The organism is Caenimonas koreensis DSM 17982 (assembly GCF_009646335.1).
In the GTDB taxonomy this organism is placed as follows: Bacteria; Pseudomonadota; Gammaproteobacteria; order Burkholderiales; family Burkholderiaceae_C; genus Ramlibacter; species Ramlibacter koreensis.
Genome location: NZ_WJBU01000006.1, coordinates 129,779 through 154,299 on the forward strand (window position 1 = coordinate 129,779; position 24,521 = coordinate 154,299).

16 protein-coding genes are annotated in these 24,521 nt (G+C 62.7%); 8 read left to right on the plus strand and 8 right to left on the minus strand.

Annotation, left to right across the window (positions count from 1 at the left end):
• Positions 1-103 precede the first annotated feature (103 nt).
• Positions 104-1,000, plus strand: coding sequence for a hypothetical protein (locus GHT07_RS07380; protein WP_153584432.1), 897 nt, complete (start codon positions 104-106; stop codon positions 998-1,000).
• Between the two features lie 586 nt (positions 1,001-1,586).
• Complete coding sequence (locus GHT07_RS07385) at positions 1,587-9,278, plus strand: hypothetical protein (protein WP_153584433.1); 7,692 nt, start codon at positions 1,587-1,589, stop codon at positions 9,276-9,278.
• A gap of 32 nt (positions 9,279-9,310) precedes the next feature.
• Here GHT07_RS07385 and GHT07_RS07390 read toward each other — a convergent pair whose 3' ends face one another.
• Positions 9,311-9,898, minus strand: a complete 588-nt coding sequence (locus tag GHT07_RS07390) for a 5-formyltetrahydrofolate cyclo-ligase (protein ID WP_153584434.1) — start codon at positions 9,896-9,898, stop codon at positions 9,311-9,313.
• Positions 9,899-9,909: 11 nt separating this feature from the next.
• Here GHT07_RS07390 and GHT07_RS07395 point away from each other — a divergent pair, with 11 nt between their 5' ends.
• From GHT07_RS07395 to GHT07_RS07410, 4 genes are all read left to right on the plus strand, one after another.
• Complete coding sequence (locus tag GHT07_RS07395) at positions 9,910-11,898, plus strand: lytic transglycosylase domain-containing protein (RefSeq protein ID WP_153584435.1); 1,989 nt, start codon at positions 9,910-9,912, stop codon at positions 11,896-11,898.
• Between the two features lie 86 nt (positions 11,899-11,984).
• Positions 11,985-12,668 (plus strand): glutathione S-transferase family protein, encoded by a 684-nt coding sequence (locus GHT07_RS07400; RefSeq protein WP_153584436.1) that lies wholly within the window; start codon positions 11,985-11,987, stop codon positions 12,666-12,668.
• Positions 12,665-13,573: a 4-hydroxy-tetrahydrodipicolinate synthase gene (gene dapA / locus GHT07_RS07405; RefSeq protein ID WP_153584437.1), complete on the plus strand. Its 909-nt coding sequence runs from the start codon at positions 12,665-12,667 to the stop codon at positions 13,571-13,573. The genes GHT07_RS07400 and dapA overlap by 4 nt, the downstream gene beginning before the upstream one ends.
• A 9-nt stretch (positions 13,574-13,582) precedes the next feature.
• Complete coding sequence (locus GHT07_RS07410; RefSeq protein WP_153584438.1) at positions 13,583-14,833, plus strand: multifunctional CCA addition/repair protein; 1,251 nt, start codon at positions 13,583-13,585, stop codon at positions 14,831-14,833.
• Here GHT07_RS07410 and GHT07_RS07415 read toward each other — a convergent pair.
• The 3 genes from GHT07_RS07415 to GHT07_RS07425 are packed head-to-tail and all read right to left on the minus strand — an operon-like array spanning position 14,806 to position 17,061.
• Positions 14,806-15,729 carry an ROK family protein gene (locus tag GHT07_RS07415; RefSeq protein WP_153584439.1) on the minus strand — a complete coding sequence of 308 codons (924 nt, stop codon included), beginning with the start codon at positions 15,727-15,729 and terminating at the stop codon, positions 14,806-14,808. The genes GHT07_RS07410 and GHT07_RS07415 overlap by 28 nt on opposite strands.
• Positions 15,729-15,923, minus strand: a complete 195-nt coding sequence (locus GHT07_RS07420; RefSeq protein ID WP_153584440.1) for a DUF2905 domain-containing protein — start codon at positions 15,921-15,923, stop codon at positions 15,729-15,731. Before GHT07_RS07420 ends, GHT07_RS07415 begins: the two co-directional genes overlap by 1 nt.
• Positions 15,924-15,957: 34 nt before the next feature.
• Positions 15,958-17,061 (minus strand): class I SAM-dependent methyltransferase, encoded by a 1,104-nt coding sequence (locus tag GHT07_RS07425; RefSeq protein WP_323740832.1) that lies wholly within the window; start codon positions 17,059-17,061, stop codon positions 15,958-15,960.
• Between the two features lie 17 nt (positions 17,062-17,078).
• Between GHT07_RS07425 and GHT07_RS07430 the strand changes: the two genes are divergently transcribed.
• The gene (locus GHT07_RS07430) at positions 17,079-17,864 is read left to right on the plus strand and encodes an SDR family oxidoreductase (protein WP_153584441.1); all 786 of its coding nucleotides are present in this window, start codon (positions 17,079-17,081) and stop codon (positions 17,862-17,864) included.
• A 23-nt stretch (positions 17,865-17,887) separates the two neighbouring features.
• On the plus strand, positions 17,888-18,256 hold the full coding sequence (locus GHT07_RS07435) for a dihydroneopterin aldolase (RefSeq protein ID WP_153584442.1): 369 nt from the start codon (positions 17,888-17,890) through the stop codon (positions 18,254-18,256).
• A gap of 38 nt (positions 18,257-18,294) precedes the next feature.
• On the opposite strand, the gene GHT07_RS07440 is transcribed toward GHT07_RS07435, so the two are convergent.
• The 4 genes from GHT07_RS07440 to GHT07_RS07455 all read right to left on the minus strand — a co-directional run bounded on the left by GHT07_RS07440 (position 18,295) and on the right by GHT07_RS07455 (position 24,521).
• Entirely contained in the window at positions 18,295-20,430 is a 2,136-nt protein-coding gene (locus tag GHT07_RS07440) for an HlyD family efflux transporter periplasmic adaptor subunit (RefSeq protein WP_228488229.1), read from the minus strand.
• Positions 20,415-21,764 carry an efflux RND transporter periplasmic adaptor subunit gene (locus GHT07_RS07445; protein WP_153584443.1) on the minus strand — a complete coding sequence of 450 codons (1,350 nt, stop codon included), beginning with the start codon at positions 21,762-21,764 and terminating at the stop codon, positions 20,415-20,417. Before GHT07_RS07445 ends, GHT07_RS07440 begins: the two co-directional genes overlap by 16 nt.
• A gap of 1 nt (position 21,765) precedes the next feature.
• Positions 21,766-22,539: an efflux RND transporter periplasmic adaptor subunit gene (locus GHT07_RS07450; protein ID WP_194792872.1), complete on the minus strand. Its 774-nt coding sequence runs from the start codon at positions 22,537-22,539 to the stop codon at positions 21,766-21,768.
• Between the two features lie 77 nt (positions 22,540-22,616).
• Positions 22,617-24,521 carry a TolC family protein gene (locus tag GHT07_RS07455; RefSeq protein ID WP_228488230.1) on the minus strand — a complete coding sequence of 635 codons (1,905 nt, stop codon included), beginning with the start codon at positions 24,519-24,521 and terminating at the stop codon, positions 22,617-22,619.

Sequence of the window (24,521 nt, forward strand, 5' to 3'; positions counted from 1 at the left end):
CGCGTTGGAACCTGTTTGCGCCAAATGCCACTTATGGACTTGAAGATGCGGATGGCGCGCAGCCATCGTGGCAGTTTGTGCTTTCGATTTCTGGAGTGCACGTATGGATACCTCCTATCACAGCCGTCGTCTTGACTTCAATATGGGCGAGCTTCCCAAGTTCACGCCATCGCCAGCACTTGAGGCTGAGCGGGCAGCGCGTCTCAAGGGTGGCACCGCCGTCGCGCCAGACAACTCGAGCCAGCTCGAAAGCGCCCAGACCAGCGGCAGGTTCACTCCAGGTGAACTGGCGCATGTGGAAAGCGAGCTCGGCAAGATTGTGGACACGGCTGCCACGTATCACCTCCAGTGCGTGTACCGGGCCAACCACATCAAAGTTGACTTTGCCAATGGCGGATGGACAAACGGCAGGAAGATCACTGCGCAGGAAGTGCAAGCCGCGAATCAAAAGGCGATGGATGCGGGCGAGCAACTTGCGCAGCGCGAGGCTGAAAGCGCTGCGATTCTCGCGGCGCTTCGTGCCGCTGAACCTGGCCAGAACGAAGTGACGATCGACTGCGACGGTACGCTTCCGTATCCGTGGGAGATCGGATTGCCATCCGATTTCAAACTGCAGCACGCGCCGCAAACTGCGCCCGAATCGACGGGCACGCTTGACCCGTCGCTGGCGCAAAACGGCCCGCGCCCTTTGGAGGCTGACGAAGAAATCAAGAAGGAAACCGCACCATCCACAAACGAAGTCATGCAGGGTATCAGCGCGCTCAGCGTGGCTGTTGGCGCCGCGCCTTTGCATGGCTGTACGGTCTCGATCGTTGAGCATATTTTCAAATTGCCGGAACGCCGCGATCGGCTCGAAATGCTCTGGCAGGTGCAACTGAAGTTGGATTCGTTAGCTGGCCAGTGCGACCGTGGCCCGACGCAGGACGCAGCCGCCGAACACATTCCGGCGCTGAGGAGCTGGATTGATGCGTGCCGCCATGAGCTGCTGATGCAAAGCTAGGGCGTGCGACGAGCCCTATACCTTTTGAAGCCAGCCATTCCTTGGAACGAAGTGACTGCAGGCGTTACTCAGTCATAAGTCTTAGTTTCAACTTATTCCGGGGGATGCCATGGGGCCGTCGTCGAGTTCATCAGTTAAGAGGCCGAAAACGCCGCCTCGCGTTCAAAGTGGGCAAGGTGGCCAACCTCCGGGCAGGGTGACGCCCAAGCCGCCCGAACACCCGCGCACGCCGCTATCGGTTGAAGTTTCAGCTGCGACGCCTAATCCACTTCAGCTGCGCCCGGCGCGCGACATTCCACCGCCCCCGCGTCGCAGCTTCGATGGCGAAGGGCGCCCGGATGGTGAACGCAAGGGTGATCGCGAGCCGCCATCGCATTCAAGTTCCAGTTCCAGCTCGTCGAGGCAGGGCACACCGAGTGACTCGCGAAGCAATCCGGGGCGTCCTGACGCGAACGCTGGCGCAGCGCCTCAAGACCCGCCGCAAGGTCCGCCGCCGGGCCAACTCTCGCCTTCACCCCGGGCAGCGAGACCGGGCCTCTTTCGCAGCCTGACTTCCGCGGGGCGCGCGGACAGCAAGAAGGAAGCGTTGCGAGAGTCGCAGCGCAAACATCTGGGCAAGCTTTTAAATGCGCTCAGCAAAACAAACTGGCGCGAGGCCCACCTGGCCTCGCAAGAGCCCTTGAAGAAACTGGCCAAGGTGGCCGAAAAGATGTCCAAGTCGGGCATGAATGTGAGCGATGAATTTGCCAATGCGCTCAGTGAATGCCTTGGGTCCATGAATGAGATGTCGTTGCAGCACTTGGACGGGCAAACGACCAAATTCTGGGGCGTCATTGGCAATCGGGAGACTGAGGGAGCCATACGCAGTAGGGTCAAGGGCGAGCTGCGCAATCGCCGCCCTGAGGGGCAGCCAATCGCGCCGCGGAACGAGACGCTGAGCTCGAAGCAGGCAAAGTTGCTTCAAGAAACGAGGCAGCAAATTGCTGTCTTGTTTGAGCACCTGCCCAAGGCCGAGAGTGAGTTCGCCTCGCGCAACGCCGTATTGCTGGCGTTTGGTGCTCTCAAATCCATCAAAGGCGCAATGGGCGACCAGCAGATGCGCTTCAACAAGCTGTTTGAAGACGCGCTCAACGAGTATGCGGGCCAGCAAAATATCGAGAACCTGAGAGCACTCAACAATGTGCTCTCCAAACGTGGCACGCTAGCGTTGAGCGAGCTCCATAGTGCTTTCGGCCTGCCACTCCAGCGCGCTGTCATGCTCAAGCTGGAAAGCGATCAGACGCCTGCGCGCTCCCCTTACCTGGCGGACCGGCTCGCCACGGCCATCGGCGCAGCCGCCATCGCGGCGGTATCGAAGGACCACGTCAGAGGCCTGTTTGCTGCCGCCATTGACGAGGCGCACGTGCTGACGCGCATCAAAAAATCTGAGGCGCCGCCGCTTGGCCTGCTGCTGGGCGCTATCGCTGCAGCGCTCGCCACGCAGGCCGCCGACGGCGCGGGAGTGGGCCGGCTGTTTGACGCCCTCTCCGTCGAGACGATGACAGCGATTTTGCAGACTGCGCGCGCAGGCGGCAATGAACTGGCCGATGTCGCCAGGCTCGCGCACGAAAGCGCCGGTCGTCATTGCCAACTCGCGCAAGAGGCGATCGCTGTCGCAACGAGGGCAATCACACGAGCGCCGTTGGCCGACATATCTGCGTGGGCGTACCTGATGCATGTCAATGCGCTGGCAGAACATGTCAACACGCTGAAGGCGTTCGATCCCGGCTACGCTGGTTCGCCGGAGATTCTTCTAGCTGTCGAGCCGCAAGGGCGTATGGCGCAGGGGGAACTCGCGCGCAAGCTTTCAGGGGCTCTGGACGATGTGCAAATCGGACAATTGCAGCAGTCCCTCACCGTGCTGGGTGCGGGCTACGTTGTTCTCGAACTTGTCGGCCTTGTGGCGTCGCGAACCGCGACAGGCAAGGAGTTCTACACGTACAGGGCGCAGGACGCGTGGCGGGCGTTGCGCTTCAGTCAGGACGCACCTGAGCCAAATCTCTTCCTTGCGTTGACCGCCTTCGCCAACGTTGCCAAGCGCGTCAATGTCGCCGTTCGCCCCAGCGCTGACCCCGCCGAAGTTGCCAGGGCGCGGACTAGTGAACACGTCGCCTTTCGCGCGGCACTGGAAGCGGAGGCGAAAAGCACATCCCAGCAAGACCCACTGAAAGAAGGCGTCCGCCATGAGCAGATGCTGGAGCTTCGAGCTGTTGTCCCTGCCCTTCTGGCCTCGCCCCAGATTCTGGCGCAAAGGAGGTTGTACGACGACCTGACCGAGCTGAACAGGACGCTCGACACCTTGGCCAATTTCGCCGGTGCGCCGCCGCCACCACCCGCCCGCGGAGCAGGCCTGCAAGATCCGGAAAATCTCAGAGATATCAGCCCCCACGTGCGGGACGCACTCAAAGCCTATGCCATCGACCTCTCGAATGACGGCGTCGTCAACGTCAAGGCTGGTGTGGCGCCGCTGCCAGTGCAGCAAGCCGTGGTGATGAACATCGCGCAGTCGCTGGCCGCCAAGCCTGCGGAGTTTGGCGTTCGCGGAAATGTGCAGGACGGCGATGCCTTCATTGCCAAAGCGCTGTGGGACTCGATGCTGCGCGCCGACTTCATGATCGACGGCGAGCGACTCATCGACAAGAGCAACTGGAATGCGCTTACTGAGGCCGAAAAGGAAAGAAGTCGCCCACAGGCGCTAGCGCGACTAAGTGCGTTGGCCGGTAACGATCGTGCGCTCTTGCTGGCCATGTCGAGCGTTGCGAATGCTAATTCTTTCAAGGCGATCCACGAACTCATGGTGTCGCCCGGCAGCCTGCTGCGTCTGCCGGACGGCAGGCCGGGAGTCCTGGCGAATGGAAAGCCGACGACAAGCTACAACTTGCGCAGTGACGGCAAGGGTGGTGTGGTGGTGGAACTGCAGTACTCGATCGTTGGCTCGACACTCTTCCAGGTCGCGGGCACGGCCCCGGCTGAACTGGTGGCGCTGCAGCCGGGTTTCGGTCAGGCAACGATCAGCTTCGATGTGAGCATTTCGCTCGATGGCAACGGCGAGATCGACGCGGGCGTGACCAAGCCCGTGCAATTCGTGTATGACGCACAACCAGACGCCTGGAGCGCGGAAAACGGGGTGCGCTGGCCCAGGCCGGAGGGTATCGAAGACATCTTCGCGGCGAACGCAACGCCGGAGCTGGTTCAGGACTTTTTCGAGTATCTCGACAAACAGGTCGCGGGCGAGAACGGTCGTTTCATTCTGGCGCTGAACGAGTTCGAGAAGCAGCCTAGCTTCGAGCGAGCGCAGCAGATCGTCGATGACTTTGTGCCCAAGTCCGTGCAACAGGGCCAGGCATATCGTTCGAACTTTGACAACCAGACCGCCGCGGACAAGCAGGACGGCGCAACTGCGAACCTCGCAGGCCCCGTGACCGTGCAAATCCGTGCGGCAATGGCCATGCCTCGCACGACAGAAGAAGACAGGGTCGACGCCATGGCGGCGATACAGGCTGGGTTCCTCGCAGCCCGCAACGAAATCATTGCGTTGATTCACCGAGACAGGTACGGCCCGTTCATCGCAAATGTGGAGAGGGACGCGCCAGCCAGGCTGGCCAGTGCGCAGTTGCGTCGGCAACAGGCAGCACAGCGGCCCGTGCAAGTGCCAGTTGCCGGCCGCGCCGCGCCTGACATGATTGAAAGCGGCATCCTTCGTGACGTCGCAACGCGACTGAACCGGCTCGCGACACCCTTTGCAGACGTCGAAGCAACGAAGAACTCTGTCGGAATGCTTCCCACCACCGTGAACAGCATGGCCAAGGAGGTGCTTACCGACAACAAGGTCATTCGACTCAACAGCTTCGGGCAGCATGCGCGGGCGCACCTTGAGAAAATGCCGCCTGCCCTGGTTGCCTCGTTACAGCACAACATCAATCAGATTCCCGTTCAAGAGAACCAGCCGATTGGCTACTTGTGGGCCCTTCGACAAGAGGTCGAATTTGCGATGCAGCGTGTCAAAGCGCAGGACCCGGAAATTCTGGTCAATCCGGAACGGGCGATTCGCACTTTTGCACTGAAGGACGCATTCGGCATGCCGAATGGCACGGATGTGCAGGTAAGCAGGGTGAACACATGGCTTTCCAACGGCCTGGTCAAGACGGCTGAAGTGGAGGCGATCTTTGAACAGCTGCCCAGCGACAGATTCGCGACCCTCGTTTCGAGTTTGATGGGTATCGGCCAAGTGGGTTACTTCAAGTCTGTCGCGCAGCGCGCCTATGTGAAGCGGCGCGAGCTGGCGGGCCTCAACACAATTGCTGCTGCCAACAAAGTCTATGAGCGGATGCAGCGCAACAGTGGCAGCTTGGTGGTGGATGACAGCCTGGTTCGCGAAGCCACCGCACTGGCTGCCAACTATCAGCTCTACAGAGAATTGTCAGCAGGAGCGTTGGGACAGATTGGAGAGCCTGGGCAGATTGCAGAGCGTGTTGGCAAGAACATCGAAGACATCAAGCAAAGGTTCAACAGCCAACTTACGCGTGAAACTTTGTTAGCGCTTAATGCGCAGAAGCCAGAGGCTCTTCATACTTTGCGCAGTGCGCTGAATAGCTTGGGCATGGACGGCGACGATGTGTCCGTGATGCGGATCACTGAGGTGCTAGACCAGGTAAGGCAATCCGCTTCAAGTGTGCGATCGGCGCGATCGGCGCGGTCTGGGTCAGCAACGCCATCCCTGACAAGGGTGACAGAGCAAGGCTCGGAGCTCGGCAGCTTGCCGCAGACGCCATCGCTGCCGTCACGCAGGTATTCGCCTTCCAGCAGCTATGCGTCGTCCATTCCTGCGCTTGAGCCGGCCAGCCCAAAGGTCAGGTCCAGCATCAGCAGCAACGGCAGCAGCAGCAGCAGTAGCAGTAGCAGTAGCAGTAGCAGTAGCAGTAGCAGTAGCAGTAGCAGTAGCAGTAGCAGTAGCAGTAGCAGTAGCAGTAGCAGTAGCAGTTATGCTTCCGAGTCTTCGACGGCCAGCCGGTCTTCGGGGTTCCGCCAAGCGTTGTTCGCCCGGGTGAGCCGCCAAAGTCGCACGCCGGGGCAAGACCCGACTCCTGCGCAGCTGAACCAAGTTATCGTGGGCCGTGCGCTAGAGCTGTTTGCGCAACCGGCGGGTGACGAAGCGGCAATGAGTGTGAATACGGCCGCAGGCATTGACGAATTGCTGAAACTCAACATGAGCGCGCAGCTCGCGCCGGGAGATCAGCTCTTTGATGACGCTATCAGAGGCGACGTGAAGGTCAGCCTGCAACGCCCTGGCTTCAGACCTGCCGAACTGATTGCTGTGCAGATGCTGGCCTGGCATGGCCCTGCGGGTGCATCAAAGGGAGATAGGGGCAACCGGTTTCTGCGAATCATTCATGAAGAAGTGACTGCTGAGCTGGAGCGCCGAACCGGGCTCAGCGGTGATGCATCGGACCCTGCGTTTGTCGCGCTCGTGGCGGCTGTGCTGGATGATGCGCCGGTAAACGAACATAGCTACAGCTATTGGGCCGAGCAGGCGAACGTAGCGCTTGCGGCAACACGGCAGGACCTTACCCCTGATGTGCGGCGCGACCTGGTTTTGGACCTGCTCGCGCTCTTGCTCGATCGCCAGAAAATGACGCAGTCGCAGGTGCAATCACTGTTGCGGGGCGCGGGCCTGAGTGAGCTGCGCGCCATCATCAAGGCAGGGTTCACTAACCGGGCGCCGGAACAGGCGCGTGCTGAGGTTAGGCGCATCGCCGAAGCGGCGGTCGCCGGGGAGCGAGAGAGCGTGCTGGCGCGTTTGAACGAGGGTGTGGCGTACCTGAAGAGCGGGCATGCGATCGTCGTCAACAACACGTTTGTTGAATCGGTGGTCGCTACGCTGGGGGCCGTTGATTCTTACCGCGATGGTGTCGGTGAGCGTACGCATCGGGCCGACGACGCCCTGAATGCTGCGGAGCTCGAGTACAGCCAAGCGGTGCGGGCGGCTGTTGTTGCGGCTGCGGACCTGAGCACTCGTGCGATCGATGACGCGCATTTGCTCGCGCTGCGCGGTGCGGTGGTGATGGGGCCAGCGAGGGAAAAGATCAGATTACAAATTGCCGAGCGGAAGAAGGAGCTTGCGCGGCCATATTTGAACGTCATGGCACCTGCGATCAATGCTCTGGCCAGTGGCAACATCGTCGGCGCGCGCGACGCATTGGCAGCTGCCTCGCAGTACGCGTCCCAAGTTGCGCAGCGCTGGGAGACGCTCGGTGTGGCTCCCGCGGGGCAGAGGCAGGCGAAACTGGATGCCGTTTACCTGGAGTTGATGCGTCTGGCAGTGGCCTCATTGGAGCCACAGCAGGTCTCGGCCCTGTCGGGCGCGCTCACGGCCCCGGTCATGACGCAACTGATTGACAGAGTGCATAACGCGACGATGCCGGCGAGCAACGCGTACGCATACGAACGCGCCCGCAGCGCAAAGGACTTTTTCCGCGACATCGCGGCATTGAAGTGGGCTGTGAACGAGCGCGTATCCGCCAGAAGAGGCGAAATCGCTGCTGGCGTCGCTGCAGAGCGTATCGATATTGAAGACCCCGAATGGACGTTGGACGCTGTGTTTGGCATCGGCATCGGCCCGCAGCGCAACATCTATGTCACTGGCCGCGAGGTCGAGGCTGCTGCAGGGGAGCGGGTGGCGCAGGTTTTCGCGGAACTTCCCGCCATGGCGGCGAGCCGCTCTGAGGGAGTTGTGGAGTTCCAGTCGCCGCCCAAGAACGTTCGGCCCGCCAATACCGGCGCTCGGTTCGCTGTGTCTTCACAACTGAGGGACGGATTTGGCCGCCAGGATGTCGAGATCTTCATCGAAGGCGACGATGAGGCGGGCGGGCGTGTTGGATCGCTCGATGGCCTGCAGACCTACAGGCGGGATCCACGGATGGAGGCGCCCAAAAAGATTCACGACCTGACAAAAACCGAGCAGCAGTGGCAAGCCGTGTCTGCCATCGTCACCGCGCAATATGCAAAGGATGGAATCGACGGCGTGCTGGCATCGTTGACTCGGCAAATTGCGGGCGAGGGTCGCCTGAAAATTCGAATCAGCAGCATCGAGCCGTCGAACGAAGTGCGCGTGAACTACGAGTACTCAGTAGTTCCTGCGCGCCGCGCTGCTGGTGCACAGCCCGAAGCTGTTCAGGCACGAGATGCCCACCGACTGACGTGGACCGTTGAGGTGGACGTCGGCGGGACTATCACGACTTCTGAGTTCAAGCATGAGCATCTGACACAACCACTGATCTCCCCATCGGCAGCATTCGCTGAAGTTCAACGCCTTGCGCAGAGCCTGGATGCCGCACACCACGTGAACGATCGACCCGGTTTCATTGATGCCGTGAGCGCTGCCGGCGATGCGGTAGCGAATGGCTTGCCTGTGGCCCCCGCTGAGCGCGAGAACGTGGTCAGGCTGTTGACGCCGCTCGTTCTTGATGGCGTCAAGGGCACCGGACGCTTGCCGTTACAGGACTTGGCTGCGGACAAGCGGAGCCAGCTTGAAGAAGCCTTGCGCAACCTGGGCATGCAAGGGCCAGCAGGCCAGATCCATGGGATGCGGCGCGTCCGCGCACAACCACAGCCGCCTGTCGTTGACTTTCCGGGTGCTGTCGCTGCGGCAAACAGAATTGCACAAGCTCGCGACGGCAACGGTCGCATGCTCGACAGAGAAGGGTTTATTGCCGCAGCAGTCGCTGCAATCGCAGCTTTCCAGCCTGACTACGAGCTTCGTGACAAGTCTGGCAAGAAGCTCGTTGACGTGGCTTTTGACCAATTCAAGCGTCAGTTGATCGAGTGGGTCGGATCTGGCGTCGAAGGCAGCGGCCCGCTGCCGCTGGCGGATGTTTCGCCCGAAAAGCGCGACCTACTGGAGAGGACGCTTCGCGGTCTTGGACTGGATTTGCTTGCAGACCGGCTGCACAGGCTCGCACTGGTTGATCTGGTCGAGAGGGCTGCCCGGGCGTTGCTCTCCGACAACCGTGAGGAAGCACGGCTTGCACTCGCACAGGCAAACCTGGGCTACACGACCACGTACGAACGATCTCTTGGCAACAATTTGGTCGAAAAGGCGGTGGAGCGGGTGAGTGACGAGGAGTCAATTGGTGCTGGCGACCTCAGCGGCAAGAGAGCAGCGCAGGCAAAGCTCGAAGCGCGTCTGCGTGACCAGATCGCTGAATTGGCCAAGGAAAGGGACAAGGACAAAGCCCGGTAACGCACAGCCCCAAGCCACCGCAACGCGGTGGCTCAGCCTATCGGCCAGACCACGCCGTTGTCGTTCAATATCGCGTCCAGCGGCACATCGTGCGGCTCGGGCTCGAAGTCGTCGATGAACTCTGTCGCAAACCCAAGCCCCACGGTGTAGGGCTTGGGCTGCAGGTTGGCGAGCGTGCGGTCGTAAAAGCCGCCGCCGTAACCCAGCCGAAAGCCGCCCGGCCCGTAGCCCACGCACGGCACGAAGAGCAGCGTGGGCACGATCACTTCGGTGTCTTTGGGTTTGGGAATGCCGTAGGCATCTTCTTCCATGGCGCAGCCCGGGTACCACGCGTGGAACTTCAGCGTTCCATGTTCCTTGTCGACCACCGGCAAGCCGATGCGCCGCAGCTGCGGCTGGTCGAGCAGCTCGCCATCTTCTTTCCAGCGGTGCAGCGCGGGCAGCGGATCGAATTCGCCCTTGATGGGCCAATACGCGCCGATGACAACGTCAGGCCGATGGACGAGCCAGATGCGCATGACGCGCTGCAGCGCTTCGCAGCGCTCGTAGCGGTCCGTCATTTGCAGCCGCTGCTCGACGAGCTGCTTGCGCGTGGCCCTTTTTTGCTGTGACTTGTCCATAATCTTCGTTAATGAAGTTACCAAGAATTCTGACACTGATCGTGGCGGCTGCATGCGCCGCATGCCAGGCGCAGCCGCGCGACGACACCATCCTGGACATGAGCCAGGCATTCAAGCAGGGCAACCGCCAGAGACTCACCCAGTTGCTACCCGCGGCCAGAGGCCACGCGCTGGAGCCATGGGCGGCGTATTGGGAGCTGCGTGCGCGCCTTGACACAGCCTCAGCGCAGGAGTTGCAGGACTTCTTCACACGGTACGCCGGCACCTACCAGGAAGACCGGCTGCGCAACGACTGGCTGCTGCTGCTGGGCCAGCGCCGCGACTGGACCACGTTTGCGGCAGAGCATCCCAAGTACCGCATGAATGACGACAAGGAAGTGCGCTGCTATGCACTGCTTGTCGGCCACTTGCGTGAAGGCGCCAATGCACCTGCCAGCACGTCCGACGAGGTGCGCAAGCTGTGGTTTGCCCAGCCGCGCGAAGACGACGGCTGCACGCTGGCCGCCTCCCGCCTCATTGGCGACGTTCAAGGCCCGAAGCGGATGACGGCGGCCGACGCGTGGCGCAAGGCGCGCATCTCGCTCGAAGCGAACCGGCCGAAGGCAGCAGGCGCAGCCGTTGAAATTGCCGCGCCAGAAGCGATGGGTGCATTCGCTGACCTGAATGCTGCACCGGCACGCTTTTTGACCAGCCGCGTCACAGTGGCGAGCAAGATGCGCAAGGAGCTGATTGCGCTCGCGCTCATCAAGCTCGCCGCGACCGATGCGCAGGGCGCAGCCACGCAGCTCGACAGCAAATGGGGGCCGCAGCTCTCGCCTGAAGAGCGCAACTGGGTCTGGGGCGTGCTGGGCAAGCAAGCTGCGCAACGCCTCAGCTACGACGCGCTTGACTATTACGGCAAGGTCTCGCGCGACGGTGATTTGAGCGACGACATGCTGGCCTGGAAGGTGCGCGCTGCACTTCGCTCGCCACAGGGGCCGCAATGGCCGCTCGTGATTCAGGCCGTGAATGCCATGAGCGACGAAGCGAAACTTGAGCCGGCCTGGGTGTACTGGAAGGCGCGCGCGCTGCTCGCGCAGGGCAGCGAGCAGCACAGGGCCGACGCACAGAAGATGCTGCAGTCGATTGCCTCGGTACGTGGCTTTTATGAGCAGCTGGCGCTGGAAGAGCTGGGCCAGAAGGTCTCTGTGCCGGCCAGGCCCGCACCGGTCACGGCTGAAGAAAAAGAGGCAACGCGCCTGAACCCGACGCTCAACCGCGCCCTCATCGCGATTGCGATTGGCCTGCGTTCCGAAGGCGTGCGCGAGTGGAATTACGCCACCAACCTGCATCGCAATGGCGGCATGAGCGAACGCGAATTGCTTGCAGCCGCGCAGTTTGCCTGTGACCAGCAGGTGTGGGACCGCTGCATCAACACGAGCGAGCGCACCAAGGCTGAGTTCGATATTGACCAGCGTTATCCAACACCGTTTCGTGACTCCGTCGTCAAGCGCGCCAAGGACATAGGGCTGGACGCGGCCTATGTGTACGGCCTCATCCGCCAGGAAAGCCGCTTCATCATGGATGCGCGCTCCGGCGTGGGCGCATCGGGGCTGATGCAAGTCATGCCCGCCACCGCGCGCTGGACGGCACGCAAGATCGGGCTCGCCAACTTCACGGCTGACCAGATCACCGACCGTGAAACCAACATTGCGATTGGCACGGGCTACCTCAAGCTCGTGCTCGATGATTTCGACGGGTCGATGCCGCTGGCCGCAGCGGCGTACAACGCCGGCCCGGGCCGGCCGCGCAACTGGCGCAATGGCCCTGTGCTTGAAGCCGCGATGTGGGCCGAGAACGTGCCGTTTGGCGAGACGCGCGACTATGTGAAGAAGGTGCTGGCCAACACGACGATGTATGCGGCCCTGCTGAGCGGCCAGCCGCAATCGCTCAAGGCGCGGCTGGGCACCGTCGGCCCGCGCGATGCAAGCCGGGCTGAGCCGAACAAGGATCTGCCGTAGGTCAGCGCATCAATTGCGGGGCTTTTTTGCATCAATCGCCTGCAGCGGGCTGGGTAGCATCCGGCTCACTTTGAGGAAAGAACACCATGCTGCAGCTCTACATCGGCAACAAGAATTATTCGTCGTGGTCCATGCGCCCGTGGGTGCTGCTCAAGGAAGCAGGCATTGACTTCCAGGAGGTGATGGTCAAGTTCGACTCCTTCGACAAGGACTCGAATTTCAAGAACGTGGTGCTCGCCGTGAACCCCATTGGCAAAGTGCCTGTGCTGGTGGACGACGGCTTTTCGGTGTGGGACACGCTGGCCATCGCCGAATACGTGGCTGAGAAATTCCCGGACAAGCACTTGTGGCCGCGAGACGCAAAAGCCCGCGCTCGCGCACGCAGCGTCTGCGCTGAAATGCACTCGGGCTTTGGCGCGCTGCGCGGCAAGTGCCCGATGAACATCGAGGCAGCGCTGCCGCAGGTGGGCGCACTCGTGTGGCGCGACGAGCCGGCAGTGCGCGCCGACGTGCAGCGCATCGTGGCCATGTGGACCGAACTGCTCGATCAATACAAGGGCCCCATGCTGTTTGGTGAATTCTCGATTGCCGATGCGTACTTTGCGCCCGTGTGCTTTCGCCTGAAAAATTATTCGCTGCCTGTGCCGGGCCACATCACCGACTACATCCGCCGCGTGTGCGCGCGGCCGTCGGTGCAGGCGTGGCTGGAGCAAGCGCTGGCCGAGAAGAACTTTGTGGACTTCGACGAGCCTTACCGAACTGCAAGATGACCCAGGCCGCTCCTGATGCGCCGCGCCAATGGGGCGCTGTGCTCACTGCAATGGTGACGCCATTCGACACACAGGGGCGGCTCGATCTTGATGCCGCGACCAGGCTCGCCAAACACCTGGCCGCGCAGGGCAACGACGGGCTTGTTGTAGCGGCAACTACCGGCGAAGCAGCAACGCTGTCAGACGATGAGCGCTTTGACTTGATCAAAGCCGTGGCCGGTGCTGTGACGATACCTGTGCTGGCCGGCACGGGCACCTACGACACACGCCACACGATAGAGCTCACGAGCCGCGCGCGCAGCCTGGGTGCAGCGGGCGTGTTGCTCGTCTCGCCGTACTACAACCGCCCGCCACAGGCTGGCATCGAGGCGCACTTTCGTGCTGCAGCAGCGGCGACAGACCTGCCGGTGATGATCTACGACGTGCCGGTTCGCACCGGCCGGCGCGTGTCGCGTGAAGTGCTGCTCAGGTTGTTTCGCGAAGTGCCGAACATCGTTGCCTTCAAGGACGCGACGGGCGACCCGCCCGCGGCCGCGGCGCTGGTTGCGCAAGCGGGCGGGCACTTCGATTTGTACTCGGGCGATGACGCGTACACGCTGCCACTGATGGCTGCAGGTGCAGTGGGCATCGTCGGCACGAGCACGCACTGGACAGCGGCGCAGTTCAAGGAAATGTTCGTGTCGTTCGCGCGCGGCGATGTGGCGCAGGCACGCGCCATCAACGCGCAGCTGATCGATTCATTCGAATTCATCAACACAGACGAGTCGGTGTACCCGATGTCGATCAAGGCGATGTTGAAAGTGCTGGGGCACGAAGTAGGCGAGTGCCGCTTGCCGTTGCCGCCGACGCCGCCTGGTGTTGCGCAGCGCGCCGCACAAGTGTGGAAGCAGCTGGCTGCGGGCTAAACTGCCCGCATGCAAACGTACATGGTCGGTGGTGCTGTGCGGGACGCCCTGTTGGGCTGGCCCGTGAACGATCACGACTGGGTGGTGGTTGGCTCCTCGCCTGAAGAAATGATCGCGGCGGGCTACCTGCCCGTGGGCAAGGACTTCCCGGTTTTCCTGCATCCGCAAACGCGCGAAGAGCACGCGCTCGCGCGCACGGAGCGCAAGACGGCGCGCGGCTATCACGGCTTTGCGATTGACGCGGCGCCGGACGTCACGCTTGAACAAGACCTGGCGCGGCGCGATTTGACGATCAACGCCATCGCGCGTGCGGCCGATGGCGAGCTGATCGACCCGTTCCATGGCCAGCGCGACTTGCAAGACAAAGTGCTGCGCCATGTGACGCTCGCCTTTCGCGAAGACCCGGTGCGCATCCTGCGTGTCGCACGCTTCGCAGCGCGCTTTGCTGACTTCACCATCGCCCCCGAAACCATGGCGCTGATGCGTGAGATGGTGGTCGCTGGAGAAGTCGATGCGCTGGTGGCCGAGCGTGTCTGGCAGGAGCTGGCGCGCGGCCTGATGGAAGCGCATCCGTCGCGCATGTTCGAAACGCTGCGTGAATGCGGTGCGCTCGTGCGCCTGCTGCCTGAAGTCGATGTGTTGTGGGGTGTGCCGCAGCGCGCCGACTATCACCCGGAGATCGACACCGGTGTGCACCTGATGATGGTGCTGGACATGAGCGCGCAACTGGACGCACCGCTGGCTGTGCGTTTCGCGTGCCTGACCCACGATCTCGGCAAGGGCACCACGCCCGCTGATGTGCTGCCCAAACATATCGGCCATGAAATTCGCAGCGCCAAGCTGCTCAAGCACGTCTGCGACCGGCTGCGTGTTCCCGTGGAGTGCCGCGAGCTGGCGGATGTAGTTGCGCGCGAGCACGGCAACATCCACCGCAGCAGCGAGTTTGGTGCGGCAGCGATTGTGCGGCTGCTCGAGCGCTGTGATGCGTTTCGAAAGCCGCAACGGTTTGAACAGATCCTGCTGGCCTGTGAATGCGACAAGCGCGGGCGCGGCGGCCTGCAAGACGCGTCGTATCCGCAACGCGGTGAACTGCTGCAGGCGCTGGCGGCGGCGCAGTCCGTCAAGACCAGTGAGGTCGCCGCGCAAGCGCAGCAGATGCAACGCTCAGGCGCGCAGGTCGGCGAGATGATCCAGCACGCGCGGGTGGCGGCCATCGCGGCCTTGCCCCGCTTTCACATCAACAAAGCCAACGCCGCATAGTCGCCGACGCGGTCTGCCAGGCCTGCAGCGACGAGCGCAGAGCCATCTGTCAGCGAGGGTAGCTTTCCGTGGACTTGCGCGTTGAGTTTGGGCAGTAGCACATCGCGGTTATTCCAGAACACGCTGCCACCCAGGCTGATGCGCTGCAGATCGAGCGTGATGATGAGGTTGTAGAGCGTGCGGCCCATCACGCGGCACAGCTCATCGACGGTCGCGCAGGCTTGCGCATCGCCTTGCCGGGCCAGCGCGAAGAGGGCTGATGCATCGGTGCCGAAGCGCCGCGCAATGGCATTGCCCGCGACCAGCGCCTCGACATCGCCGACGTTGCCGCAGCCACACAGCGCATCGTTGTTGTCGGACACGTACATGTGGCCTGCGTGGCCCGCGTTGCCATTCTTGCCGCGCAAGATGCGGCCATCGACGCACAGGCCAACGCCGATGCCGGTGCTCCATGTGACGTAAGCGCAATGGTCAACGCCTTGCAGCGCGCCCCAGCGCCGCTCGGCTTCGAGCGCGCCGATGCAATCGTTTTCAACCCGCACTTCGCGAAACCGCCGGCGCAATGGCGCCTCAAGCAGCGCCGTCTGCCACGTGTTCGGCAGGCCGCGTGCGGGGCCGGCCAGGCCGCCGCAGATGTTGGGCGCGGCAAGCTCGATCAGGCCGTCGCGCATGACGAAGGGGCCGCATGACGCGACGCCTGCGCGGGTCACTGATTGCGGCGGCACGCAGGCCTCTACGCAAGCTGCATCGACCATGCGCAACACTTGCGCCGCCAATGCGTCGTTGCTGCCTGTCTTGGCCGTGGCCTCGGTTTGCCGGGCGAACAAATCGAGCCCATTGCCAGCATTCAGGCTCACGGCAACTTTGGTGCCGCCGATGTCGATGCATGCCTTCATCACAAGACCCTCGCGATAAAGCCCGCGATCAGGCTGAGCACGATGGTCGTTGTCAGCGGTATGAACCACTCACGGCCGAAAAGTTTGAAGCGAAAGTCCCCAGGCAACTTGCCAAAGCCCATGCGCTGCAGCAACGGGCTGAACCAGTTGATGAGCATCAGTGCCAGGAAGATGACGATGATCCAGCGAATCATCGTGCGAGTTTAGGTTGAAAGCTGGTGAGTGCAGCTACAGCGTGTGCGTGCGGTCGCCTTCGCGAAAGCCGGGCGCATCCCAGAAGTCACCACGATGGAATGCGATCACCTTGAACAGCTCGCCCATCTCGTGTTCGGCCACCAGCCGCTGCGCAGCGATGCGTTCGGCCAGCGGCGCCTGTGCCAGCAGCGGCACGATGCCGCAATTGATGAGGAAGCGGCCCTGCGTCGCGTAGCCCAGCGTCTGCAAACCTGCTTCTCCGGCTGCGACGGCGAGCTGCGTGAAGTCGACATGCGCCGTGATGTCTTTCAGGCCGACGTCGGCGAGCGGGTCGCCATCGGCCATGTGCCCGCGGTGGCACATCAGCGTGCCCATGTGGCGTTGCGGGTGGTAGTACTCGCGCTCGCCAAAGCCGTAGTCGATGAAGAATGCCGCGCCGCGCGTGAGGCGGTCACCCAGTGTGCGGATGAATGCTTCGGCCTGCGGGTGGATCTCAGTCAAGTAGTCGTGTGTGCCTTCGATGTCGATGGGCGGGCGCAGGTCGGTGGGGCGGTCGATCCACGTCAGGCTGTCATTGACGAGGCCGACGCCGCGTTCGCGCCATTTCCCGTCAACGCGTGCGATCAGCTTCACCGGCATCGCATCAAGCACTTCATTGCCGACGACGATGCCTTCGATGCGCTCGGGCAATTCACTGACCCATTGCACGCGGGCACCCATGGCACTGTGTTCGGCCAGCTTCGCGCGCTGCCTGTCGCGCAGCGATGCAGACAGCTCGACGATCGTGTACTTGCTGACCTTGCCGCCCAGTGCGTCGAGCAGCTGCACTGCGAGCGCGCCGGAGCCGGCGCCGAACTCCCATATCTCGTGTGTGTTCGTGGCCTGCATCGCGTCGGCAACCTGCATCGCCAGCGTCTGGCCGAACAGGGGGCTCATTTCAGGCGCCGTGACGAAGTCGCTGCCTGAAGATGGCAATTGGCCGAACTTGCGCGATGCGTTGGCGTAGTAGCCCAGGCCCGGTGTGTAGAGCGCGAGCGCCATGAACCGGTCGAACGGCAACCAGCCGCCGTCGCGTGCAATGGCCTGCTTGATAAGCCCCTGCAGGGCTGTCGTTAAACTGTTTGCTTCATTGGTCACGCCTGGATTGTCCCCGAATGAATGAACCACTGCGCCCGCGCACCGCGCTCGTTACCGGCTCTGCCAGGCGGCTGGGCCGCGAGGTGGTGCTGGCGCTGGTTGCGGCGGGGTGGAACGTGGCGGTGCACTATCGCGGCTCTGCACCCGATGCTGCAAAGACGGTTGACGATGCGCGCAAGGCTGCAACGGGTGGCGCGCAGGTTGAGTTATTCCAGGCGGACCTCGCCGATGAGGCGCAGACGCGTGCGCTGCTGCCGCAAGTGATCGAGCGCTTTGGCGCTGTGGATGCGGTGGTGAACAACGCGTCGCTCTTCGAGCACGACAGTGTCGATAGCTTTGGCTACGAGGCGCTGGCCGCGCACGCGCGCACCAACACGGGCGCGCCAGTGCTGCTTGCGCAGGCGCTGCATCACCACATTGCGCAGCGCAAGCTGGCTGCAGGCGCAGGTGTGGTGGTGAACTTGCTGGACCAGAAGCTGTGGAACCAGAACCCGGACTTTTTGAGCTACACGTTGTCGAAGGCGGCGCTCGAAGCTGCGAACACGATGCTTGCCATCGCGCTCGCACCGCAGCTGCGCGTGGTGGGAGTAGCGCCGGGGCTGACCCTCACGAGCCACATGTTGTCGGACGACAAGTTCGAGCAGCTGCACGCGCTGTCGCCGCTGGGCCGGTCTTCGACGGTGGGCGACGTTGTGGCGGCAGTGAAGTTCGCGCTGGACAACCAGTCGATCACCGGTACCACGCTGATCATTGATGGGGGCCAGCACCTGATGAAGTTTGAGCGCGACTTCTCGCTCATGTAACGCATCGAAGCGACAGGCAAACCATGACCAAAGCGGGCACGCAGACACTCACCCTCACCGGCCTGCGCTTTGACGCGGCGCTGGGCATTCTTGAGCACGAGAAAGAGGCGCCCCAGCCGATTCGTGTGGATGCCGAATTGAATCTCGGCACGCAGCCTTTGCTGCCGCGCGACGACGACATCAGCCACGTGCTCGACTACCGCAAGGTACGCCGCATCATCATCGATGAGTGCACGGCGGAGCATGTGAATTTGCTTGAGAGCCTGATAGGCAAGCTGGCCCAGCGGTTGATGCAGTTGCCTGGCGTTGTTGGTGTGCGCGTGAAGATCGCCAAGCTGGAGATTTTTGACGACTGCGAAGTGGCGATTCGTGTCGAGACGGGGCTCTGGTAGGTGCGGTTGCCCGCGCGCTGCCGGGGTGAAGCAGCAGCCTAAAACCCGCTCTCGCGAATCACCACCGACAGCGCATGGTCGAAAACGCCATGCAGCAAAGCCTGCGCAGTTCCTGAAATCGACACGCTGCACAAACTCATGCGCTCGCGCGGCGGTGCTTCGTCGAGCGCAATGCGCACGCGGTACAGGCCGTCGCGCACGGTGTGTTCTTCGCTGCGCTCGTCGGTGCGCGGCAACGTCACGATGGGGCCGCCATACGTGGCGTCGAGCATTGGGTAGGGCAAGCTCGTGGTGCGTGACGTGTCAATTTGCACGACCTTGCCTGATATCGCGCGGACTCCGCTGTACACCTTGGCCGCGTCGCCCGCCTTGATGCGGCCTACGTCTTCTTCCGCGACAAACACTTCGGCGATCCACTGGCTGGGGTCGATCAGGATGGCAAGCGGGCGGCGCGGCTGCACCCATACGCCTGCCTGCAACTGCGGATCGACGTCTGCCAGGCGGCCAGCGAACGGCGCGACGAGTTGCAGGCGCGATTGCTCGCCCGTAAAAACGCTGGCCTCAGCCAGGAAGCGCTCACGCTCGGATTCGAGCATGGCGCGCCGCTCTTCGCCGTCTCTCAGCCCACTCAAGCCCACGAGCTCCTGCGCTCGCGCATCAGCCAGCGCACGGGCACGGTCTGCACTACCGCCAAGATCTGGTGATTGAAGCGCGAACAGTAGCTCTCCCTCGGCCACTTTCATGCGTGTGGGCAACGCCTTCAGCTCACCGGCGCGAGGCGCGAAGACGAGATGCTGTCGTGCCGCACGCATGACGCCCGCGCCTTGCACGCTGGAGTGCCATGGCACACACAGAACTAGCAGCGTAACGGCGACCAGGAGGCCCGCGACCAGCTTGCGCCTGGGCTGCACCTCTTCGCGCACAGCCGACCATTCCTTGAGTTCGGAATAAACCGGCCGCACGATGAACCAGCCAATTTCGACAGCCATCAGTGCAATGCCCAGGAGTTTGAAGAAATAGACATACACGAGTGTTGCAATGCCGAGGAAGACCACCAGGCGATAGACCCACGTCGAGATGGCAAATGCGATCAGCCAGCGGCGCTGTGCGTTGGGCAGTGTCTCAGGCCACGGCTGCGGCAGGCCCAGCATCGAGCGGCGGACCCAGGTGCGTGCGAGGTTGCCGGCTCGCTCGTGCAAGTTGGGGAAATTCAGCACGTCGCACAGGATGAAATAGCCGTCGAAGCGCATGAACGGGCTGGCGTTCACGGCCAATGTCAGCAGCCATGACGTGCTCGCCAGAAAGAACAGTGCCGTTCGCAGCAGGCCATCGGGGGTAAAGCACCACAGCAGCGTGGCGATGCCGGCGAGGGCCAGCTCGGTGATGATGCCCGCGCTGGCAATCGCCAGGCGCTGGCGCGCGCTGGTGAGCTTCCAGCTCTCACTCGTGTCGGTATAGAGCATCGGAAACATCACAACAAGGGCCACGCCCATGTGAGCGACGCGTACGCCGTAGCGCGTGGCGGTGAACGCATGGCCGAGCTCGTGCAGTGTCTTCGCAAAGGCAACGGCAATGGCGAAACCCACGGCGCCGTGCCACGTGAGGTGGTCCACGAAGCTGCTCGTGAAGGTGTCCCATTGGTGCGAGACCATCACGATGCCCGTGAGGGTGGCAATGCCCACGGCGAGCAGCATTGCAGGTGTGAAGAGCCAGGCCAGGCGCGGTATCAACTGGGCCAGCATCTCTTGCGGGCGCACCAGCGGGAGGCGAAAGAACAGGTAGTGATGCAGCAGCCACTCGCCCACGCCAGGCTTGTGCGCAGCGGCGCGCTCGCGCATCGAATCCACGTCGGCGGTGCCCGCAGGTTGCAGCAGGCCGTGTTGCCGAAGGAATAGCGCAAGCGACTCTGCGTCGTCCGGGTGGATGTCGAGTGTGGTCTCGCTGCTGACAGCTTGTGCGATCGCTTCGGGCGTGCCGAGTTGCCACCGGGTCAGCATTTCGAAGTCCATCCAGCCAATGCGGAAAAAACGATTGGCAATGGGGTCGTGAATCATCCACGCCGGTGAGCCGTCGCGGTTGGCGTCGGCTGGCAGCAGGCGCAGTTCTTCGCGGATCAGCGGCAAGCGCGTGGCCCGCTCGACCTGCATGTGCGGCAACTCTAGAGCCCGGTCCATTCGCGCACCGCGGCGATCGGCCGCCGCAGGAAGTAGTAGCCAAGGCATGTCCATTCACCGGAGACACGCGCCGTGCCGCGCAGGCCGATGCGTGTGCCGGCTGACTGTTGCTCAAAGCGGCCGCGAACGCGGTACGACGACACGCCAGCGGGGCTTTGGACGGCCTGGTAGCTCGTCTCGAGCAGCGAAGCCGACAAGGGGCTGAGCGGCTGCGTGTGCAGGAAGAGCCGGATCGGCGCGCCGGGCTCGAGGTTGATCGCATCGGCAACGGGCAGCCAGACCATCACTCCCGCATCACGCGGGTCGGCCAGCTGCATGATGCGCTCGCCTGTTTGCACGGGGCGGCCCAGCCAGTCGTTCGCGTCGCCGAAGATGATGACGCCATCAGCCGGTGCGCGTACGGTCACGCGTTCGAGCGTGCCTTCGACCAGCGCGAGTTCGGCCTCTTTTTCCTTGACGCGCCCTTGCGCCGCGGCGAGTTCGCCTTTGCTCTTGGCGTCATCGAAGGCCCGCTGTTCTGCGAGCAGTGCGTCGGCCCGCGCCGTTTGTAGTGCGCGTGCGGCGACTGCACGGCGGCTTTCAAGGCCGCGATCGTCGAGTGAGAAAAGCTTGTCGCCCGCTTTGACGGGTGTGTTGGGCTGGACGTGGAACGCACCGACGACGCCTTCTTGCGGCGAGGCGATGGCGACGGCAGACAGCGCGACGACTTCAGCTGGCGCAACCGCCGACAGCCTGACCGGGATGAGCAACGCGATCGCAAGTGCAATCGCTGCGCCCACCATGGTGCGGCGTTGCAGCAGGCGAGCGGCCAGCGACTTCCACGGCCCTGGAGTGCGTGCCAGCGCCTGCAGGCAGTAGCCGTAGGTTTCGTGAATGCGCGCGATGAGGCTCAACTCGTGCTCTTGCCAGGCTTCGTCGCGTGCGTAGATGACGAGCCCGATTCGTGTGCCTTCGCTGTCTTTGAGGTTGCAGGCCAGCAGATGCTCAGGCAGCCATTCCTGCCAGCCATCGACCAGTGACTCAGGCGCCGAGCCGATGTCCAGCAGCTGCACAGGTGGCTGGGGCGCGAGCGTTTTGGCCAGTTGCGTGACCCACACGGAATACGGTGTGTCGCCCACGACGCTCACAAGCCCCGACGCGCCGCACAGCGTCAGCGCGCCGGTCGCGCCGGTGACGAAGAATGCTGCTTGCCGGAAGTGCCCGAGCAAGCTGGTTTCGTTGACGATCGTGAAGCCGAGCGCTTGCGTGTTAAGTGCACTGAACGCGCGCTGCTCCAGGTGGAGCAAGTCGCCCAGCGCCGGGGCCGTCGCACCATGGCCTGCGCTGCTGGTCATATCAACGAAGTGACGTGAGGCTGGCAATGCCGCTCATGCCGGGCAAGAGGTCTGGATAGGCCTTGGCGAGAACGGCTTCGATTTCGACAGTCTGGCTGACGGGATCGACGCGGCTGTTGACTGCGTTGACCCGCGCCTCGTAGCTGCGACCGGTTTCGTCAATAGCGACGCTGAACGTCGTGCCCTTGGCGACTTTGGCAACGAGCCTGGACGGCAGGTTCAGCTTCAAGCGCAAGGGGCCAAACTTGACCAGGTCGAGCAAGGGCTGGCCTGGCGTGACGCTCATGAAGCTTTTGATGTGGACCTTGGCGATGCGACCCGCCCACGGCGCCTTGATAGTGCATTGGCCAACCTGCGCGTCGTTCAAGTCCACCTGGCCGCGTGCCTTGCTCACTGCTGCTGCCGCAATGGCGACTTCAACAGCGCTGGCCTGGTCCAGCCCCTGCATGCGCACTCGCGCATCGAGAGTTTCCTGTGCGCCGACCAGTTCAGCCTTTGCCATCACGAGTCGCGCTTGCTGCTCTTCGCAATCGAAAGAGATGAGCGTCTGGCCCGCCGCAAACGGCAAACCCATGCTGACGCCCAGCCTGGAAATGCGCGCGGTGGTTGGGCTGGATAGCGTCGTTTCAAAGTCGGCGACGAGCAGTACGCGCACCTTGTCGGCTTGCGTCGTGCGTGCCGCTGCCTCTGCGGGTGCCTCGTCTTGAGCAGGCCGCGCAGGAGCGCTCTTGACTTGCGCATGGGCGGCTGTTGCGCCGGCGAGTAACAGACACATGCCAAGGCGGTTTACAAGCGTGCGTATTGTCATGGTCTGTCTCGTTCCGATAGTGAAGTTGGTTAAAACGGGTTGCGCTATTGCGCGTCTTTGGCGACCCAGGAACGCAGCTGCGCGAGCTGCGACGTCATGGCCGCCGCGAGCGTTGCTTCGTAGGCGCTTTGGCGGGCGTCTGCCGGCAGCGTTGCAGTGTGCATGGCTTGACCGCGTGGCTTGCCCGACGTGTCGATCGCGCTGATCGTCCAGCTGGCTTTCTCCATGCCGTCTTTCTGGACTCGCGTAAGCGTGAACGTGACTGGCATGCCGTTGTCGGACACTTCCATTTCGTTGCGCTGCAGGAATTCCTTGACTTGCGCGGTCATGCGAACCTGGCCGACAGCGTCGTCAACGCCAGCCACCCGAACAGAAACCTGCGGCAGTTGACCGAACAGGTTCGACGTCAGCGGCAGTTGCTCTGCTTCAAGTGCCTTGAGCTGGGCGCGAACGCGCTCAGTCAGTGCGGGCAAGTCGTCGCCTTCGAAGTTGTCAGCCAGCGCGTCAACGCCGATCGAGTTGTACAGGCGCGAGAAGGCGACTTGCGCTGCGCCGTAGGCGCTCATGCGCTGGTAAGCGCCAAGCACCGCGCGGGCCTGCGTGCGAATCGCTTCGAGGTCGCTTTCAAGGCGCGAGTTGACAGCGGCCTTGGTGTAGTCCGCCAGACGCCTGTCAACCTGTGCGGCGTTGTCGGCCAGGCGGTAGTCGTCCAGCGCAAGGCGGTAGCGTTCCACGCCGATGCGCACTTGCGTCATGACGGCCATCGACAGTGCCATGCGACGGGCCTGGTCCACAGACTCTTGCTGCGCTTGCGTACGCTGCATTGCAGGCACTGAGAACAGCTTCATCAGGTTCCACGACAGGCGCGCGCCGCCTTGTGTCCAGCTGTTGTTGTACAGCAGGTCGTTCGAGTCGCTCTGGCGGCCGAAGTCAAGGCTCAGGTTGGGGAAGATGCTGAGCATTTGCTTGCGAGCCTCGTCGGCCGTGATTCGCTTGCGGAAATCTTCTTCGCGCAGTTCAGGGCGTTGCAGCAGCGCCATCTCTTCAAGCTTGCGCACATCCTTGGGGGCTGGCGGCAGCTTGGCCTCGGCCGTGTCGGCCAGCGTGAAGGTCACGCCGGGTTCGACATTCATGAGGGCAGCGAGTTCTCGCTTGGCAAACTCAAGGTCTTGGCGGCGCTGGTTCAGCAGCGTGATCGCGTCGAGCAGTGCGCGCTGGTATGTCAGTGCTTGCACAGGGCTGATCAGGCGTTGCGTCTCGGCTTCGCGCGAGCGGCCCAACGCCGTGTTGGCGCGGTCGATGATCGAATTGGTGTCGGCCAGCAGGCGCTGCGCGCCCAGGGCACGCCAGTAAGCCGCGCGGACGTCCTGGATCATGTTTTGCACGACCTTGCGGCGGCGCTCTTCAGCGATCAGGAATTGATCGGACTGCTGGCGTGCGCGGTAGTACGACACGCCGAAATCCAGTGCGTTCCAGGAGAACTCTGCGCCGGCCAGCGAGTGGCGGCGTTCTTCAGAGGTCGAGGGGCGCACTGATTCGATGCGGTCAACGATGCCGATGCTGGTGCCACCGGAGTCGTTGCTGCGCGTGCGGTAGCCTGCAGAAGCCACCAGGTTGGGCAGCATGTCAAAGCTGGCCTGGTCGGCGATGCCGAGCGCAACGGCTGACTCCATCTTCTTGAGTCGGTAGTCGAGGTTGTACTTGAGCGTGCGAGCCACAGCCTCTTCAAAGGTCAGCGGGCCGCTGATGGCGGCCTGGCCGACGTACATCTTGGAGACGTCGTCGTTCATGCGACTTGTCACTTCTTCAGGTGTCGCGAGCCTGGGGTTTACTGCACAGCCCGCAAGCGCTACAAGCGTTGCGACAGCCAACGCGGTGCGCGTTGGCTTGATAAGTGCGCGGAAGTGGTTTTGCTGGATCGTCTGCATGATGTCAACCTTCAGTTTCAA

Coding starts and splice junctions, on each gene's coding strand:
- GHT07_RS07435 (WP_153584442.1), top strand. CDS start 17,888: ATGACCAAAGCGGGCACGCAGACACTCACCCTCACCGGCCTGCGCTTT.
- GHT07_RS07420 (WP_153584440.1), bottom strand. CDS start 15,923: ATGATTCGCTGGATCATCGTCATCTTCCTGGCACTGATGCTCATCAAC.
- dapA (WP_153584437.1), top strand. CDS start 12,665: ATGACCCAGGCCGCTCCTGATGCGCCGCGCCAATGGGGCGCTGTGCTC.
- GHT07_RS07380 (WP_153584432.1), top strand. CDS start 104: ATGGATACCTCCTATCACAGCCGTCGTCTTGACTTCAATATGGGCGAG.
- GHT07_RS07445 (WP_153584443.1), bottom strand. CDS start 21,764: ATGACCAGCAGCGCAGGCCATGGTGCGACGGCCCCGGCGCTGGGCGAC.
- GHT07_RS07410 (WP_153584438.1), top strand. CDS start 13,583: ATGCAAACGTACATGGTCGGTGGTGCTGTGCGGGACGCCCTGTTGGGC.
- GHT07_RS07390 (WP_153584434.1), bottom strand. CDS start 9,898: ATGGACAAGTCACAGCAAAAAAGGGCCACGCGCAAGCAGCTCGTCGAG.
- GHT07_RS07440 (WP_228488229.1), bottom strand. CDS start 20,430: ATGGACCGGGCTCTAGAGTTGCCGCACATGCAGGTCGAGCGGGCCACG.
- GHT07_RS07400 (WP_153584436.1), top strand. CDS start 11,985: ATGCTGCAGCTCTACATCGGCAACAAGAATTATTCGTCGTGGTCCATG.
- GHT07_RS07430 (WP_153584441.1), top strand. CDS start 17,079: ATGAATGAACCACTGCGCCCGCGCACCGCGCTCGTTACCGGCTCTGCC.
- GHT07_RS07415 (WP_153584439.1), bottom strand. CDS start 15,729: ATGAAGGCATGCATCGACATCGGCGGCACCAAAGTTGCCGTGAGCCTG.
- GHT07_RS07450 (WP_194792872.1), bottom strand. CDS start 22,539: ATGTGTCTGTTACTCGCCGGCGCAACAGCCGCCCATGCGCAAGTCAAG.
- GHT07_RS07395 (WP_153584435.1), top strand. CDS start 9,910: ATGAAGTTACCAAGAATTCTGACACTGATCGTGGCGGCTGCATGCGCC.